Source organism: Bacillus sp. FSL K6-6540, from assembly GCF_038007545.1.
This window is the reverse complement of sequence record NZ_JBBOXH010000001.1, coordinates 1,075,001-1,092,889: the sequence shown is the minus strand read 5'-3', so window position 1 is coordinate 1,092,889 and position 17,889 is coordinate 1,075,001. Positions and strand designations below refer to the sequence as shown.

Annotated in this window: 14 protein-coding genes and 2 rRNA genes (1 of these 16 running past the window's edge); 2 read left to right on the top strand and 14 right to left on the bottom strand. The window is 52.8% G+C overall.

Translation table 11 applies throughout. The features are described 5' to 3' along the window. Positions 1–439: 439 nt before the first annotated feature. The 3 genes from MHH82_RS04725 to MHH82_RS04715 all read right to left on the bottom strand — a co-directional run bounded on the left by MHH82_RS04725 (position 440) and on the right by MHH82_RS04715 (position 2,918). A complete protein-coding gene (locus MHH82_RS04725) occupies positions 440–1,426 on the bottom strand; it encodes a sensor histidine kinase (RefSeq protein ID WP_012819078.1) in 987 nt (328 codons plus the stop codon). 3 nt (positions 1,427–1,429) lie between these two features. Next, on the bottom strand, positions 1,430–2,122 hold the full coding sequence (locus MHH82_RS04720) for a response regulator transcription factor (RefSeq protein ID WP_096774954.1): 693 nt from the start codon (positions 2,120–2,122) through the stop codon (positions 1,430–1,432). A gap of 61 nt (positions 2,123–2,183) precedes the next feature. Beyond that, positions 2,184–2,918: an acyl-[acyl-carrier-protein] thioesterase gene (locus tag MHH82_RS04715; protein ID WP_340969817.1), complete on the bottom strand. Its 735-nt coding sequence runs from the start codon at positions 2,916–2,918 to the stop codon at positions 2,184–2,186. A 208-nt stretch (positions 2,919–3,126) separates the two neighbouring features. On the opposite strand from MHH82_RS04715, the gene MHH82_RS04710 reads away from it, so the two are divergent. Continuing rightward, on the top strand, positions 3,127–3,384 hold the full coding sequence (locus tag MHH82_RS04710; protein WP_009592319.1) for a GlsB/YeaQ/YmgE family stress response membrane protein: 258 nt from the start codon (positions 3,127–3,129) through the stop codon (positions 3,382–3,384). Between the two features lie 160 nt (positions 3,385–3,544). Here MHH82_RS04710 and MHH82_RS04705 read toward each other — a convergent pair whose 3' ends face one another. After that, complete coding sequence (locus MHH82_RS04705) at positions 3,545–4,438, bottom strand: SDR family oxidoreductase (protein WP_340963779.1); 894 nt, start codon at positions 4,436–4,438, stop codon at positions 3,545–3,547. A gap of 128 nt (positions 4,439–4,566) precedes the next feature. On the opposite strand from MHH82_RS04705, the gene MHH82_RS04700 reads away from it, so the two are divergent. Beyond that, entirely contained in the window at positions 4,567–5,520 is a 954-nt protein-coding gene (locus tag MHH82_RS04700) for a helix-turn-helix transcriptional regulator (protein ID WP_340963776.1), read from the top strand. Positions 5,521–5,604: 84 nt separating this feature from the next. Here the strand turns inward: MHH82_RS04700 and MHH82_RS04695 are convergent, their stop codons facing one another. The 10 genes from MHH82_RS04695 to MHH82_RS04650 form a co-directional block, all read right to left on the bottom strand. Beyond that, positions 5,605–6,576, bottom strand: coding sequence for a ring-cleaving dioxygenase (locus MHH82_RS04695; RefSeq protein WP_340963773.1), 972 nt, complete (start codon positions 6,574–6,576; stop codon positions 5,605–5,607). A gap of 305 nt (positions 6,577–6,881) precedes the next feature. Further along, entirely contained in the window at positions 6,882–8,480 is a 1,599-nt protein-coding gene (locus tag MHH82_RS04690; protein WP_036661985.1) for a response regulator transcription factor, read from the bottom strand. 22 nt (positions 8,481–8,502) lie between these two features. Beyond that, entirely contained in the window at positions 8,503–9,846 is a 1,344-nt protein-coding gene (locus tag MHH82_RS04685) for an ABC transporter substrate-binding protein (RefSeq protein ID WP_012819071.1), read from the bottom strand. 16 nt (positions 9,847–9,862) lie between these two features. Next, positions 9,863–11,587: a cache domain-containing sensor histidine kinase gene (locus MHH82_RS04680; RefSeq protein WP_340963764.1), complete on the bottom strand. Its 1,725-nt coding sequence runs from the start codon at positions 11,585–11,587 to the stop codon at positions 9,863–9,865. Positions 11,588–11,666: 79 nt separating this feature from the next. Continuing rightward, positions 11,667–12,530 carry a carbohydrate ABC transporter permease gene (locus tag MHH82_RS04675; protein ID WP_009592322.1) on the bottom strand — a complete coding sequence of 288 codons (864 nt, stop codon included), beginning with the start codon at positions 12,528–12,530 and terminating at the stop codon, positions 11,667–11,669. Next, positions 12,527–13,483 carry a carbohydrate ABC transporter permease gene (locus MHH82_RS04670; RefSeq protein WP_009592284.1) on the bottom strand — a complete coding sequence of 319 codons (957 nt, stop codon included), beginning with the start codon at positions 13,481–13,483 and terminating at the stop codon, positions 12,527–12,529. The genes MHH82_RS04675 and MHH82_RS04670 overlap by 4 nt, the downstream gene beginning before the upstream one ends. 120 nt (positions 13,484–13,603) lie before the next feature. Continuing rightward, positions 13,604–14,956 carry an ABC transporter substrate-binding protein gene (locus MHH82_RS04665; protein ID WP_012819067.1) on the bottom strand — a complete coding sequence of 451 codons (1,353 nt, stop codon included), beginning with the start codon at positions 14,954–14,956 and terminating at the stop codon, positions 13,604–13,606. Between the two features lie 185 nt (positions 14,957–15,141). Further along, a complete protein-coding gene (locus tag MHH82_RS04660; RefSeq protein WP_176502472.1) occupies positions 15,142–16,122 on the bottom strand; it encodes a ketoacyl-ACP synthase III in 981 nt (326 codons plus the stop codon). A gap of 314 nt (positions 16,123–16,436) precedes the next feature. Then, positions 16,437–16,553, bottom strand: a 5S ribosomal RNA gene (gene rrf, locus MHH82_RS04655). Positions 16,554–16,618: 65 nt separating this feature from the next. Further along, positions 16,619–17,889 (bottom strand): 23S ribosomal RNA (locus MHH82_RS04650); it runs 1,659 nt beyond the window's last position.

Genomic DNA, 17,889 nt, shown 5'->3' with positions numbered 1-17,889 from the left:
TTCTAGAGGCCGCTACGAGTATGTCACTGTTGCGATTCTCAGGCCGCTACGAGTACGTAACGTTCCTACGATCGCTGTTGCCCCCAAATTTTCTGAACGATTACACCGAGGTGAAAATTCGGGGGCAAAGGCGACCGCTTCGCTTCTTCGGAATCGTTTCGTCCTCTTTCGCTGGTGCGTGCCGATACCTACTCATTATTTAAAACAAAAGAAAGAACCTTACCTCAGGGCTTCATGATGGGTCAACATCCATCATTTACCCGTGATAAGGTGCTTTCGGTAACGTATTTAGGTGATTCAATCCAAAGTTCAATAAGAGATTAAACCAAATCTTACCAGCCCATGCTTTACTGCCTTATATAATTTCAATGTCGTGAATGTCACCTACAACAGCCATAATTGAACTCTGCCTCCATGAGACGTCTGTACAAAGCAGATCTCACCCCGAGAAAATCAGCCTCACCGTCGTTCCTCTTCCCGGCTCGGATTCCAGCTCGATTTGGTGGTTCATTTTATGGACCACTTCTTTGACGAGATACAAGCCCATGCCGGTGGATTCCTTGAGCTTGCGGCCGTTTTCCCCGGTATAGAACGGGTCGAACACCCGCTTCATGTCGGATGGCGGTATGCCCATTCCCCGGTCCGTGATCTCCAGTACCACATGGCGGTGGTCCTCCGTCCGGCGGGCCTGCATCGTCACCTTAAGCCCGGTTCCGGCAGAATATTTAATGGCGTTGGACAGCAGCTGCAGCATGATGAACCGAAGCCATTTGGCATCCGTCTGAACGGTGAGATCCGAATCGATCCGGACCTCCGGATACACATGACTGTGAATAAAATAACGCTTGTTCTCGTGCACCGCCTCGACTGCCGCCTCCTGAAGCTTCACGGGCTCCACGCTGAAATCCTGCTCGAAGGTTTCGAGCCTGGACATGTAGAGCACCATCTCCAGCCCGCGCCGAATCCGGTCGGATTCCTCGGATAAACTCTTGAAGGCGTCGTTGTCATCCTCCTGCGTGATCATCTCAATGACGGACAGCGGCGTTTTCATCTGGTGCACCCACTGATTCATGAAGATCATATGCTCTTTCCGCCGGCGCTCCCACTCTTCCATGACCGTGCGGTATTGACGGTACTGCTCTTCCATAAGTTCGCTAAGGGCCGTAGGCAGCGGGGCCGACTCGTTATGCTTGATCGATTCCTCCAACGACCTGATGGGCTGCGACAGCCGCTCATAGAAATCCCGGTGCGTGAAATACCGGAATGCCAAGTACCCGCCAAGAATAGTCAGACCGAGGAAAACGGCATAAGCCGCTGTCACCGGATGATCATAGCCGTCATACCAGAAAACGAGCAGCACCACGAACAAGGCCGCGGTTACAAACAGAATGAGGGGCAAATGCTCACGCCAAAACAGCTTCTTCATTGCCTACCTCTTCCATACGGTATGCAGCCTGTACCCCGAACCGCGAATCGTTTCCAGCGCATTCTCAATCCCTAACTCCCCTAACCGTTTCCTCACCCGGTTAATATTCACGCTGAGCGTATTATCGTCCACGAACGTATCGTCCCACAGCTTCTCCAGAATCGTCTCGCGCGTCACAAGCCGGGGGCTCCGGCTCAGCAGCGTTTCCAGAAGGACCGTTTCTTTTTTCGTGAGCACGGATGTCTGATCGTGAAGAGTCAGCTCCATCCGTTCGGGATAGAGGACAAGCCCGTCCTTCTCCACCGTACGCTCGGCGGATGCTGCCGCATAGTCGCCGTATACGCGGCGCAGCTGGCTGTGGATTTTGGCGATGACGATATCGTAAGCAAACGGCTTGGTGATATAATCATCCGCGCCGTTCTCCAAGGCCCGGAGCTGATCCGGCGTCCCGTTACGGGCCGAGATGAAAATAATCGGGCAGGTCGATACCGACCGGATCTGGCGGCACCAATAATATCCGTCAAAGCTTGGCAGGTTCACGTCGAGCAGAACGAGATGCGGCTTCATCTCATGGAACTGCTCCAGCACATGATCGAAATCCTCGACGATGTTTCCTTCATTTCCGTACCGTTCGATATGCGATTGCAGCAGCCCCGCCAGCTTGGGGTCATCCTCAACGATCATGATTTTGTACATCCGTTCACCCTCCATGAAGCGTCAGGCCGCTCTTTCCCCTCCGAAAGAACAACCTGATGGTTTATGATTCCCTAACGATAGCCGCTTCAAAAAAGTTGGTTCCGTCCGGCGATGTGCCCTGCACGTACACCCGATTGTTCTCCTCGGCCGAACGCTTGATCAGCATCGTATCCTTCAGTCTGGCCTCGTTATGGTATGTAATCTTGAAGCCGGTCACTAGCCCTTCCCGAAGTTCCTGCTCATCCAGCACGTCAAAGCACAGATCCGCATACCGGGCGTTATTCAAATGGCCGTTCGTATCGATTCCACTATACCGGACCGAATACGTATACGCATCATCAAGCTGTACCCCTTCCGGCAATACGGCTTTGCTTGGCAGCTCTCCAACCGTTTCCTGACCGATCGGCACCTCGTACGGAAACATGGACGGACGCAGAATTTTCCTTTTATGAATGTCCACCAGCGCCCATACCGAGCGGCCCTCGCCCAGCAATTCCCCATCGCCGTTCTTGATCCGATAATCCCGATGCCACAGCGCCCCTTTGGACCCGCGGCTCCAGGTGTCCACATATACGTTTTCCATATCCCTTGGCATCCGCCGCATCTCAAGCTCCAGCGTAATCAGCATCCAGCCCATGCCACGCTCGATCATTTCCTCGCGGCTGATCCCCAGCGCCTCAATATGCCGGTCAGCCGCTCTCTGCAAAATACTGAGCAGCGAAGACCATCGGCAGTCTCCCTTAAAGTCTGCGTCAACGGATTGAATTGTATATTCTTCTGTCCATTTGTCTATCATGAGTTCCATGCCAGCTCCTTTATTTTCTCAACCTAACCACTCCCTTCAAGCATAATCAAAAAAATCGCATTTATCAAAGAACGAAGAGGCATATCATTGCAATGGAAAATAATGATTTTATCCAAGTTGCTGGTCAACCCGGTTTAAAAGTCACGTCTTTGGTTAATAGTAAGGCACAAACAACTATAACTTATACGAGGTGATTAACATGAGTTTTCTTTGGTCATTAATCGTTGGCGGTATCATTGGATGGATTGCTGGTTTGATTATGGGCAGAGACATCCCCGGCGGTATCATCGGTAACATCATTGCTGGTTTCGTCGGTGCTTGGCTGGGCGGTCTTCTGCTTGGATCCTGGGGACCGGAAATGGGTGGATTCTACATCCTGCCTGCATTGATCGGTGCCGTCATCCTGGTCTTTATCGTCAGCCTGATCATGGGTTCGATGAGACGCGGCCGCTCATAACCACTTGAAATTGAACGTTGATGCGTAGTTTCTGCGATGTTCCGCTATGACATGGATTAGACGTACTTACAGCGGTATTCGCAAGTGCAACGGACAATTTCCGTAACCAAAGAGGGTGACCTATTCGCCATCATGGCATAGGTCACCCTGTTTTACATGTTTAAGTAATGGGAAGTCCCTGCTTCTTCGCGTAATTGCCCCAATGCGGCTTACGCCCGTCAATGTCGCTAAACCCGTATTCATCCGATAAGTCCCAGCTGGTCAGTGCCTTCCCGCTCTTGTCGGCTACATCCGGATCGGCTGCCAGCGCCGCAACCGCCTGCCCAAGAAAATATGGGGTCTCCGATTCGATGAAATGCGGTTCTTGTGCCATGGCATCCCGCCAATTTTCTTCCGTAACGCCGAAGTGATCCAGCATTTGCTCCGAGCGCAGAAATCCCGGCGTCACGGATAGTGCGGTTACCTGATAGGGACGCAGCTCTTCCGCCATGGCTGCCGCCAGATGAATCGCCGAAATTTTTGCCAGGCTGTAATACAAATTCCCGCGATACCGGTACGTCGAGCCGTCCGTGACCTCAATGACCAATCCGCTGCCGTTCTCCACCATCAGCGGAACGCCGTAATAACTCGTGATCATATGCGCTGTCACTGCCCGCTCCTGCATCAGCAGTCCATCGGACAGAAATTGCTCCCAGAACGGAATATTCCAATGCGTCAGGTTCTCGCCGCCCCATATATCATTGACGAGGATGTCCAGCCGGCCTTGCTGCTCTTCACGAATGCGTTCAAACAACGCTTTCACTTGCTCTTCCACGGTATGGTCGCATTGCACGGCAATGCCGGTGCCGCCCCGCTCCGTCACCATCTCCGCCGTGTCGTCAATCGTCTCCGTCCGCTTGATATCCGATGCTTGGCCGCGTACGCTTCGTCCCGTGCAATACACCGTTGCCCCCGCGGCACCCAGCATCACCGCAATGGCGCGGCCTGCTCCCCGGGTCGCTCCGGCCACGACGGCGATTTTTCCTTGCAATGGCTTAGGATCATTCTTATTCATAGCGCTACCTCCAACTATATACTAAAGTATCTCAACGCCTTCATCGTATCAGACATATATGACATCCGTTGTCTTATATCCATGCTACAATACAATTAACTTCTATAGATACAGAGAGGTGACATAACTTGAGGGCGGATCGTCTATTATCCATTATGCTGATGCTTCAGAACGGGGGGAAGAAGAACACCCGTTATCTGGCGGAGCAGCTTGAGGTATCGGAGCGCACGATTATACGCGATATGGAAAGCTTGAGCTCGGCGGGCATCCCCGTGTATGCGGAAAGAGGATCCCAGGGCGGGTGGGTGCTGGAGGAGAGCTATCGAACGAACCTGACCGGCATGACGCCGGACGAGCTCATCTCCCTGCTGGTATCCAGCCACAGCCCGCTGATCGGGGATTTGGGGATCCGTAAACAATTTGATGCTGCCTATCAAAAATTATTGGCTTCCTCCCCACGCTCCATTCGGCAGGATGCCGAAATCATTCGGGAGAAGATCCATATCGATGGCGCAGGCTGGCACTCCTACCGCGAATCGCATCCGTATCTTACGGTTTTGCAGGAGGCGCTGTGGTTGGATCGCATCATGGATATCCAATACATGAAAGGAGAGGAACGAGTCGAAAGAAGGATTCATCCGCTCGGGCTGGTTGCCAAACGGAGTACCTGGTATGTGGTGGCCGAATCCCAAGGCGAGCTGCGAACCTATCGCGTTTCGAGAATCGTGGATGCCGTCATGTCCGAGGATACATTCCAGCGTCCGGCCGGTTTTAATCTAGCCGAGTATTGGGAGGAGTCGCTGGCACGGTTCATGCAAAATCTCCCGCAGTATCCCGCACAGGTTCGCATGACCGTCGATCTGATCAAACGCTTTGAGCGGGAGCGGTACGTAAAAATACTCCGATGCGATACGGATAACCAGCACGACGGGTGGATAACGGCCGATTTGGAGTTCAACACCCTGGAATCGGCTTCGGCATTTCTTCTAAGCTGCGGGGCGGAAATCGAGGTGATGGCTCCCCAAGAGCTTAGGGAGCATGTCAGCATGGCGGCAAATGCCATATCGTGGCTATATGAATAGATCAAAGTAAAACACCGGGCAATCGCCCCAAAAACGGAGGATTACCCGGTGTCGTGTGTATTGCCTGCGCGATGTGCGCCATCTTCATTGAATCGTATGGAGAGGCTTCAGGCTGGCTTCGATCTGTTCCCGCTTCGGCTCCAGAAACGGCGGCAGCGCAAGGGACTCGCCGAGATGGTCGATATGCTCATCCGTGTCAAAGCCTGGACCATCGGTAGCTACCTCAAACAAAATACCGTTAGGCTCCCGGAAATACAAGGAACGGAAGTAGAAGCGATCGACAAATCCCGAATTCGAAAAGCCCACATCGCCGATCCGTTCAATCCAGGACCGAAGCTCTTCCTCATCCTCGACGCGGAATGCAACGTGATGAACGCCGCCGCGGCCAAGCCGCTCCTGCGGAAGATCCGTTCGTTCCTCCACATGCACTTCCGCTCCCGTACCGCCTTCTCCCGTCTCAAAGACCAGGATATCCGGCTGCCCGTCCACTGGCGAAGCATAGTGCCCTTTGTAGCGGAAGCCCATCAGCTCCGTCAATACCTTCACGGTCTGCACGGGATTAGGCACGGTCAGCTGCACCGGGCCTAAACCGATGATGGCGTATTCCGCCGGAACCGGCCCCTTTTCCCATGGAACGCCGCCTGGAACTCCCTCGTTATGTTCATCCGAAACGAGAATGATGCGCTGGCCCTCGAAATCCCTGAAGAGAAGGGTCAATCGGCCCGCACGTTCCTTAATCTCCTCGCGTTCTACGCCGTGCTCGTCCAGCCGCCGGGTCCAATATTCCAAAGCGCGGCCGTTCGGCACGCGCAGGGATGTCGCCGATATGCTGTTGTTTCCCTCACGGGTCCGGCCGGCCATCGGAATTTCGAAGAAGGTAAGCTCCGTGCCGGGATTTCCTTTTTCATCGCCGTAAAACAGATGGTACACCGACACATCGTCCTGGTTCACCGTTTTCTTGACCAATCGCATGCCCAGAACCTTTGTATAAAATTCGAAGTTCCGCGAAGCCGCAGCCGTTAAGGCGGATACGTGATGAATTCCTTTAAACTTCATGACTTCAACCTCCATTTATCGTTTTTTTCGTTATTAATAGCATGTTAACCATCTTCAATATTCATATTTGCCGTCTGATTCGGGAGCAGCTTCGTTCTTCGCTGCCTTCTTTACGTTTGCTTAATCTCAGTTTAGTATTTAAACCTTAAATCGTCAAGTCTTAATATTAAGATATTTAAAATAAAAATAACAGAACTCCTTTTCCCCGATCGAACCCGGAAAAATGGATCTGTTATTCATTCCCTCCTATGTTAAACCCTATCCGCAAAATATCCGATTTCGATATCATGGGGTCAAGGTTCATTCTATGTCTTGGAGACCGCCTCTTCCCGATACTCCGATGGCGTTTTCCCCGTGATTTTCTTAAATACCTGGGTGAAATATCGCGGATCCTGATACCCTACCAGCGGCGCTACCTGGTACACCTTCACGTCCGTATTCAGCAGAATGCTCTTGGCCTTCTCGATCCGGCACTCCGTCAGGTACTCCAGAAACGTATAGCCCGTCGTTCCCTTAAACAGCGTGCAGAAATGACTGATGCTCAAATCCGCCAGCTCCGAAACCTCTTCGATGGTCAGATCCTTCTGGTAATTCTCCGCGATATACTCCTTGGCTTTGCCCATCACGGCTTGAACATTGTCTTTGGCCTGCCCGGACCGGCTTTCGGCAATCCACTTGCTGAAGTGGCTCTTGATGACGTCCATCAGCTGCTGAAGCGTGCCGGATGCATGAAGCTCCTGCAGCAGTTCCTCCAGCGACCACTCAAACAGCACCTTCATATGCTCAAACTGCCGATATAGCACGACGCTCATCTCCAGCAGCACCCGCTCGGTCATCTCCCTGCTGAACGCATGCTCCTCGATATAAGCCTTGGTTTCGTCAAAAAGCTCCAAAAGCCGCTCCTTATGAAGCGTGCGGATGCTTTCCACCATGAGCGACTCGAGATGCTTCGGATACTTCGCTTCGCTGGCCGTTTCCAGCACCGAATCGGGCGTCCCGAGAAACACGCCCTCTTCCCCGGAATAAAACCGCTGGTACAATGCGCGCACGGCCGTCTCGTAAGCCGTTCCCAGACGGTCGATCCCGGCCATGCTGGGACTGAAGCCGACCGAGCAGGAAAGCTTCGTGTTCCGCTTGATCAATTGCACCAGATCCCGGCCGATATCCTCCTGCCGCTCCTTCGTCAGGTTCGGAAACAGCAGCACCCATTCCCCGCTGCGGAAAGGAAATACCGTCAGCCCGCCATGCTGCAAGGACCACTCCTCGAGGACGTTCCGTACGGCAAACAGCCACAGGCGCTTCTCGTCCATGCTCCACAGCTCGTTAAGCCGCAAATATTGATCCAATTGAATGACGGCCATCGTGTATCCATGCTCCAGCTCGCTGTCCTCCAGCCACTGCATATGCTGCAGGGGACTACGGTTCCCTTCGATGAATTCGGTCAGCATCCGCTCCCGGGCCAGCAGCGACAGAACCTTGATCGAGTGGAGCATCTGGTCATCCGCAATCTGCTTCTCCAGCGTTCTGGCCGCCCTGGCAATCGTTTCGGTCAGTTCATCGTGGTCGATCGGCTTCAGCAAATAATCGAAAGCCCCTTCGCGCAGCGCTTCCCTCGCGTATTCGAATTCGCCGTACCCGCTGATGAAAATAATGATTCGCCTTGCCTGATCCGCCTTCAGTTCCTTCATGAGCGTAATGCCGTCCATCCCCGGCATCCGAATATCGCTGATAATGATATGCGGCGATACTTCGCGCGCCAGCTTCAATGCGCCGTCTCCGCTCTTGGCCTCCCCAACGACCTCCAGATCGAGCTCATCCCATGGAATAGCCGCCTTCAGGCTGCGCAGAATGATCGGCTCATCATCGACCAGCATGACTCTGAATTTGCCTTCCGATCCGCCCATGACGTTCCCCCCTGTCTCCTGTTTACTCTGCTGCCGTATTCCGCCTAAGCTTCCAATACCTTACCGAGGACTTCTGAATTTGCTCCAATGCGCCGGCAGCATCGATCCGTCCTCCAATCATATCCTCGATCACCTTAAGGAACGAACTGTTCACCTCGGGTGATAACGTGTTGTCGTAAGGCAGAAAGGTGCTCGCGGATTCCTCCATCAATTCCGTGACTTGGGCAAAAACCGGCCCGGTTTTCTTCGAATCATAGTCAATCTTCATCGAAGGGACGCGCAGCCCTTCATACACCAGCCGAGTCTGCACCTCCGGGGTATAGAACATGCCCAGCAGCTCCAGAGCCGATTGCTTTTTCGTTTCATCCAAGTCCGATGACAGCCCGATGCCGATCGTATATCCCCCTGCCAAGGAGCGTTCTTCGCCGGGAAAAAGCGACGGAAAGGGAATGACGCCGATCTCATTCTGAAAATCCGGGTAATCCTCATTCTGCAGCAGCGTGATATCCCAGCTGCCGTTCATATACATCGCCGCTTTTCCTTCCGTGAACTGGGCAATCGCTTCTTCCGTGGAAAGATCGTTTGCGTTCGGACTGAACGCCCCTTCTTCGATCCACAGCTCCAAGTGCTCAAACGCCTCCAAATACGACTCTTGCACAAAGCTGGCCTGATCATCGCCTTCAACCAGGCGGTCAATCAGTTCCGGCCCGGCGTAGCGATCCATGAAATAATGGGCAAAAATTCCCGCCGGCCACCTGTCTTCGTTGCCGACCGCAAAGGGGATGATGTCGTTCTCCCGAAGGACACGAATAGCTTCGTCCATCTCTCCCAGCGTCTTTGGAGGTTCCAGCTTCAGCTGCCGGAATAAAGCTCGGTTATAATAGATCGGCTCTGCGTGTCCCTCGAAGGGCAGGCCATAGATCCGGTCCTCGAAGGTCCAATGGTGCAGATCCTTGAACTGCTCCTTCAATCCGGTATCCTGCAAAAAATCCGTTAAATCCATCAACCGGTTGGATCTGGCATAAGGCACGATCTCGGCCCCTCCGAACAAAACAAACATATCCGGCGGCGTGCCGGTCACCATCTCGCTCTTCAGCTTTTGTTCCCGGTGAATCGTCTGATCGATGCTCTCGAAGTTCACCTTTACGTTTGGATGCGCTTTCTCATAAGTGCGGACGATGCTCTCGAATACGGCCAGCACCGGCTTGTCATGCTCTTTGTTCCAGAAATGCCGGAACGTTAGCGTGATTTTCTCGGGCTGTTCCTCCTGGGCCGGTCCCTGATTCTGTACCGTCACCCACACGACAGACAGCGCCAACAGAGCGGCATATCCGACGATCCAGCCCCAATTCCAAAACCATCTCACCCTGCAGCCCCCCCTGTCATGTCAGTATTTTCGGTATTCGAATTCGTATCAAGGAGCCGTAACCCGGGGAGGAACAGATCATCAGGCCGTAACGGCTGCCAAACCGGATCCGCAGCCTTTCATGGACATTCTTCAATCCGACCCCGTTCTCGCGGTACTTTTTGAGCTGTCCCGGATCCGAATTCCACAGCTTCATCAGCGTTTCCGGATCGAAGCCCGGACCGTTGTCCTCCACGTCAATCACGATATCCTCGCCGTTCTCGGACACCCGGATGGAGATGAGTCCGCTCTCCTCCATCGGCTCGATCCCGTGATATAAAGCGTTCTCAACAATCGGCTGAACGATCAGCTTTTGCGTAACGTAGTGCCTCAGTTCATTCGGAAGCTCAATGCCGTAATCGAATTTTTCCTCGAACCTGTATTTCTGTATCCGCATGTAATGCTGGACATGCTCCAGCTCCATGCTGAGGGGGATAAGCTCATGATGCTCGCTGATGCTGATACGCAGCAGCTTTCCAAGCGAAACTACCATCTTGCTGATATCCTTATTGCCCTGAAGCACGGCCATCGAATTGATCGATTCCAGTGAATTATAGATGAAGTGCGGATTGATCTGAGCGACCAGCGCCTGCAGCTCCGCTTCCTTTTTTCGTGCTTGCTCCGTCTCGACCTGCCCAATCAGCTCCTGGATCTGGGTGCTCATCCGGTTAAAGCCGTCGATCAACAAATCCGTCTCGTCCTCCGCCACGTTATGCGACGGGATCGGAACGAAGATGCCCTGCTTGACGCGCTTCATCCCGTTCACCGCGCTAATGATGCTGCGCACCATTCTGCGCACAAAAAAACGGTCGAACAGGAACGCCGACACGAGCGAGATCAATCCCAGGATCAAGGCCAGGTTGCGAATCGGGACCGATTCGGCCGAAATCAGTTTGCTTGGCGTGATGGCGACCAGAAACCAATCTTTATTATGGGAAGGTGAATATGTGATCAGCGATTTTTCGCCTGCATATTGATCGATATAGTAGCCTTTTCCATTCGTCTTATAACTATCCGAGAGAAACGGGAATTCCGTCCGCTCCCCGATATGCCCGCCTGACTTGCTGAACACGATGTGCCCCTGCTGGTTGACCAGCAAAATATCTCCCTGCTTCAGCGTTGCCGCCTCCCAGAACACCTGATCCAGGAGATCCGGCTTCACGTAGATCACCACGGTTCCGATATCCTCCAGCGAGTAATAGTCCTTGATGACCCTGGATTGAATCAAAACGGGAGCGCCGTCAGCCGCGGAGCCGTTCTCGCCGGGTCCGACCCATACGGGACGCCCCTCCGCCTTCTCCACCGCTTCATACCATGCCTGCTGCCTCAGTTCCTGAAGCTCCATTCCGCCATTCGTGTTATACATCAACCGGTCATTCGAATAAAAAGCAAACGACGCAATCATCGGATGATTGATCAGATTGTTGATCTCCTGCCGCCGTTCATAGGTAACCGCGTATTCCGGCTGTTTCAGCATCTGCTGAACCGATTGCTGGGTAATCGCCGAGTTCGAAATCGTCGTGATTTCGTTCAAGGCGAACTTCAGTTTCCGATCCGTTTCCAGGAGCGAAATCCAGTAGAAATCATTCGACTTCTTCTCCATCGCTTCCGAAAAGCTGTAATAGGATACCCCGCCCAGCGCGATGACCGGAATGAAGACCAGAAGAATAATAGCCAGCAATATCTTTCGGCGGAGTTTCATGGATCCTTCCTCCCTCCACTCTACTATGTCTATTATTCTTCATGACAGGCCGCATTCCTTGTCGACTTCACCTTGCTTGTTAACTTTTTATGGCGCCTGATGTCAATCCGGCGATCACCCATCGGCTGAACAACAGAAATACGATGAGAAGCGGCAGCGTCGCCGTGAAGGTGGCCGACATGATCATGCCGAAATCAAGGCCGTCCTTATTGGTGAACAATTGCTGCAGCGCAATTTGAATGGTGTAATTCTCCCTGTTTTTCAATACGACGAGCGGCCAGAAGAAATCGTTCCACACGTTCATGAAGTTCAGAATCCCGAGCGTGGCCATCGCCGGGGTGACAACGGGAATCGCAATGTTCCAGAAGATCCGGAAATGTCCGCCGCCGTCGATCCGCCCCGCTTCGATGAGCTCGGTATGAACGGCAGAGGCGATGTACTGCCGCATCCAGAAGATGCCGAAGGCATTGACCATGGCCGGCACGATCAGCGCTTTGTAGCTGTCGATCCAGTGCAGCTTGGCCATGATGACGTATTGTGGGAGCACGCCCAGCTGGGCAGGCACCAGCATCGTGGCAATGACAAAAACAAACAGCGTCTTTTTCAGAGGAAACTCATACTTGGCAAAAGCATAACCTGCCAGCGTGCAGAGGAACACAACGGACAAGGTCACGGCCGTAGACACCACCACCGAGTTCATCAAGGCCCTGAAAAAATCCGTCCGCTCCAGCACGCGCGCGAAGTTATCGAAAAACTGCGTGCCGGGCGTAAGCAGCGGCGGAATGTGAAATGCCGCATCCTTGTCATTGGTAGCCACGACGAACATCCAGTAGAACGGGAAGACCGAGACCAGCGCGCCAAGGACCATGAAAAGATAGAAAAAGAATTTCGCGACAACACCGGGTTCATCCGGCTTTTTTCGGCTTATGGCGACTGTGCTCATGCTTTTTTACCTCCCGAATCTTTGCCTTCGCGGCCCAATATCATATTTAATACCGAGAACAGAATGGTGGCGATGAATAAGAGAACCGCCGTTGCCGCAGCCGTACCGAAGAATCCGTTCTTAAATGCTTCGTTATACAAATAGGTGACCATCGTGACCCCTTCCTGACGCGTAGAACCCGTGCCGGACTGACCGAGGAATACATAAGGCTCCGTAAACAATTGGAGCGCGCCGATCGTCGATACCAAGGTGACGAACAGAATGAATGGGCGAAGAAGCGGCAGCGTGATATAGAGCAGCTGCTGGCCTCGGGTGGCCCCGTCGATTTTGGCCGCTTCATAAATATCGGTCGGAATGCTCTGCAGCCCCGACAGAAAAATAATGGCGTTATAGCCCATCCACCGCCACATGACCATGGACGATATTGCGATTTTGACTCCCCACCAGCCGGAGTTGAACGGCACGCTTTCCGCACCAAAGGTGTTCAGCAGCCAGTTGACCATCCCGTTGTTTCCGAACATCGTACTGAACACCAGCGTCACCGCAACGATGGAGGTGATGTTCGGCATGAAATACAGGATGCGGAACGTGTTCTTGAATCTGTTCAAGGCCGAGTTGAGCATAACCGCAACAAATAATGCCACAATCAGCTGCGGCACGGTTCCCATCAGAGCCATTATGAGCGTGTTGCTAAATGCGATCCAGAAGGTCGGGTCGCTTGTAATAAGCTCGTAATTCTTGAAGCCGACGTATTTCATCGGTCCGAGCGCATCCCATTTGAAGAAGGACAAATAGATGGTAAACAGGATCGGATACAGACCGAAGATTGCGAACAATATAAAGAATGGCGATATAAACGTATAAGCCGTAAACCGGCTTCGCACGGTCTCCGTCAACAAGCGCCGCCTTTGCGGCACCGGCTGCGGCGATTCTGCCGTTGCTGTGTCAGCCATGATGCACCTCCAGGTAGGTAAGGATAAATCCGAACCCGCGCGAAGGGCGCTTTATCCCTTCTCGGGTTCGGACGGTTATTGGATATGAACGGGCTAGCTGGAATGATCCGTCTGTTTAAGCTAGCTGCGATCGACCAGCGTCTTGATTTGCTTCATTGCGCTTTCCCATTCTTTTTGCGGGTCGGCCTTTTTCTCCAGCACGTTTTTGAGCGCGTTTTTGATGATCGTGTCGGTCTGGTCATGAAGCGGTCCGTAGTAAACCGGCTTGATGCGTTCCGCCGATTTGGCATACGCTTCGGAAATGACCTGGCCGCCGAAGAATTCGTCCTTCTCTTCCGTGAACGAAGGCTCGCTGTACACCGCCGGGATGGACGGGAACAAACCGCTGTCCTTAAACGATTTCAGCTGATTCTCCTTGTTCAGCACCCACGAGATGAATTCGTAAGCTTCCTTCGAATGCTTGCCTTCCTTCGGCAGGGTCAGGAACGAACCGCCCCAGTTGCCTGCTCCTTCAGGAAGCTGGGCAATCTGCCATTTGCCTGAAGTGTCTTTCGCATTGCGGATGGTACCGGCAATCCAAGCCGGGCCGAGCATGACGCCGAAGTCGCCGTCATTGATCGCTTTTTGCCATTCAGGAGACCATAGAATCCAGTTGCCGATCCAGCCTTCCTGAATTCCTTTTACCGTAAAGTCGTAAGCTTTTCTCACTTGCGGGTTCGTATCTCCGATAAAAGAGCCGTCCTCTTTGTTGAAGTAGATTTGATCCGGGGATTGGTCACGCACCCCGTTGTAGACCAGGTCCGTCAAATCGGCGAAAGGCTTTCCTGTTTTGCTTGTGAAATCCTTGGCCACGCTGGCGAATTTGTCCCATGAATCGATCGCAGCGCTGAAGCCGTCCGGATCGGTTGGCAGTCCTGCTTGCTCTGCCAGATCCGTACGGTAATAGACGACCGTAGGGCCGATGTCTGTTGGCAGCCCGAGTTGGAAGGTGCCGTCAACCGATGTGGCCTGCTTCCATTTCCACTCCAGGTAGTTGCCCTCTAAGTCTTTGGCGCCGAGGTCGTACAGGTTATAGAACTTATCCTGGTTATTAATGAAGCGCTCCATGAAGGCAATTTCCAGCTGGAAAATGTCGGGTGCGCCAGAGCCCGCGGACAACGCCGTCGTCAGATTGTTGTGGTGCGCCGTTTGGTCCGACGTATTCTGGAATTTGAACGTGATGTTTGGATGCTCTTTCGTATATTCCTTCGCTAGATCTTCATAGTTGGTCGTTCCGAGCGACCAGAAGGAGAGCTCGATTTTCTCTGTGGATTCGGTTCCTTCTTTCGTATTGTCCGTCCCTTCATTGCTGCTGCCTCCCCCCGGAGATTCAGCCGTACTGCTTCCGTTCCCGCCACCGCCTCCACATGCGGCCAGCGTGAACACCATGATGACACTCAGGAGCAGCAAGCTCCATGATTTAAACCTTTTCATTCTTCTACCCCTCTTCCATGGAACGTATTTTTCTTCTTTAGTCTAATGAAAGCGGAGCCAAATTTTGAGGAGGCAAACTTTCGAATTTGAGTTGAATATATTACGATTCACGTACATCTCGAAAAATCGCAGCACTAAAAAACCGCATATCGATTATCGATAGCGGTTTAAATAGCTTAGATTTGTCATATCGTCCATTTGACGATGGAACCCGCGTAGGTCATGCCTCCGCCGAATCCGTAGAGCAGTGCGTGGTCTCCCGCTTTCAGGCGCCCTTCGTCGACGGCCAGCTGAAGCGCAAGCGGAATGGAAGCTGCCGACGTATTCCCCCGGTACTCGACGCTGGTCAAGGTGCGGTCCATTGTAAACGGCCCCCGCTCGTTAATCGCCTCGATCATGCGGAGATTGGCGCTATGCGGAACAAACCAATCGACTTCGTCCGCGGTCATGCCCCCTTTGGACAAAAGGGCCCGGACGCCGTCCGGAATGTTCCGAATGGCCCACTTATAAATCTCGCGGCCATTTTGGACAAGGCATCCGCTCTTTAATTCCGTACCGTCCATTTGCTCGGAGAGCGCGGTTTTATACAGATGAATGCCGCCTTCGCCAAAAGTGCCCGAGACGGAAGCGATGATCCCAGCCGAAGACTCGTCTCTCTCCAACAATACGGCACCTGCGCCATCCCCAAACAATACGCATGTCGTTCGGTCGGTGTAATCCGTAATCTTCGATAACGTTTCCGCGCCGATAACCAGAATTTTACGGTAGGCTCCCCCGGATATCAATCCGTCAGCCATCTGCAGCGCATATACGAATCCCGCACAGGCGGCATTCAGATCCAGCGCACCCGTGCTTGCGATGCCCAGCTTTGATTGCACTCGGGAAGCGGTACTGGGAAAAGAGTACTCCGGCGTGCTCGTGGCCACAAGAATCATATCTGCATCCTGCACGGTAACGCCATACCGTTCAACCATATCCTCCACAGCTTTAATGGCAAGATCGGACACGTACTGATCGGGAGCCGCAATCCGGCGTTCCCGCATGCCTGTTCGCTGGACGATCCACTCATCGCTCGTTTCCACCATCTTCTCTAAATCCGCATTCGTTAAGATCCGTTCAGGAACGTACGTCCCGATTGCCGTTATTCTCGACTTCGATTGGCTCATCATTCCCACCTCCAATTTTATAACCATTATAACACCAAGTATTAGGACTTGGTACTAATTTATTTTTATATATGATTATTACAGCCTTCACCATCTTCGCCCCCATCTAAACACGTGGTCCCTCTTACATGAAAAAACCTTTATCGCTGAAGCGATAAAGGTTCTCTAATTAGAATCAGAAACAGACTTCCTCACCAATCGACATGGAATATATCTGGATGTGGGGATCCCGCAATTTTACTTTCTAATGATTCATGATTGTATAACAAAAAAGACCGCTATCGATTACTCGATAACGGTCTTTATGGTTGTTCGCTTGGCGACGTCCTACTCTCCCGGGACCCTTCGGTCCAAGTACCATCGGCGCTGGAAGGCTTAACGGTCGTGTTCGGTATGGGAACGCGTGGAACCCTTCCGCCATCGCCACCAAACGGTTCAGATGTTTGATCACCTGAAAACTAGATACGAAACGAATTTGCAGCACATTGAAATATATTTGGATAAGCCCTCGACCGATTAGTATTGGTCAGCTCCATGCATTGCTGCACTTCCACCTCCAACCTATCTACCTCGTCGTCTTCAAGGGGTCTTACTAATTGGGAAATCTCATCTTGAGGGGGGCTTCACGCTTAGATGCTTTCAGCGCTTATCCCGTCCGTACGTAGCTACCCAGCCATGCTCCTGGCGGAACAACTGGTGCACCAGCGGTACGTCCATCCCGGTCCTCTCGTACTAAGGACAGCTCCTCTCAAATTTCCTACGCCCACGACAGATAGGGACCGAACTGTCTCACGACGTTCTGAACCCAGCTCGCGTACCGCTTTAATGGGCGAACAGCCCAACCCTTGGGACCTACTTCAGCCCCAGGATGCGATGAGCCGACATCGAGGTGCCAAACCTCCCCGTCGATGTGGACTCTTGGGGGAGATAAGCCTGTTATCCCCAGGGTAGCTTTTATCCGTTGAGCGATGGCCCTTCCATGCGGTACCACCGGATCACTAAGCCCGACTTTCGTCCCTGCTCGACTTGTAGGTCTCGCAGTCAAGCTCCCTTATGCCTTTGCACTCTTCGAATGATTTCCAACCATTCTGAGGGAACCTTGGGGCGCCTCCGTTACTCTTTAGGAGGCGACCGCCCCAGTCAAACTGCCCGCCTGACACTGTCCCCGTACCGGATTACGGTACCAGGTTAGAACCTAGATACGATCAGGGTGGTATCCCAACGTCGCCTCCACACAAGCTGGCGCTCATGCTTCTTAGGCTCCCACCTATCCTGTACAGATCGTACCCAAATCCAATATCAAGCTGCAGTAAAGCTCCATGGGGTCTTTCCGTCTTGTCGCGGGTAACCTGCATCTTCACAGGTATTAAAATTTCACCGGATCTCTCGTTGAGACAGCGCCCAAGTCGTTACGCCATTCGTGCGGGTCAGAATTTACCTGACAAGGAATTTCGCTACCTTAGGACCGTTATAGTTACGGCCGCCGTTTACTGGGGCTTCGGTTCACAGCTTCGGGTTTAACCCCTAACCGCTCCCCTTAACCTTCCAGCACCGGGCAGGCGTCAGCCCGTATACTTCGCCTTACGGCTTCGCACAGACCTGTGTTTTTGCTAAACAGTCGCTTGGGCCTTTTCACTGCGGCCCCCTCGGGCTATTCACCCTACCGAGGCACCCCTTCTCCCGAAGTTACGGGGTCATTTTGCCGAGTTCCTTAACGAGAGTTCTTCCGCGCGCCTTAGAATTCTCTTCTCGCCTACCTGTGTCGGT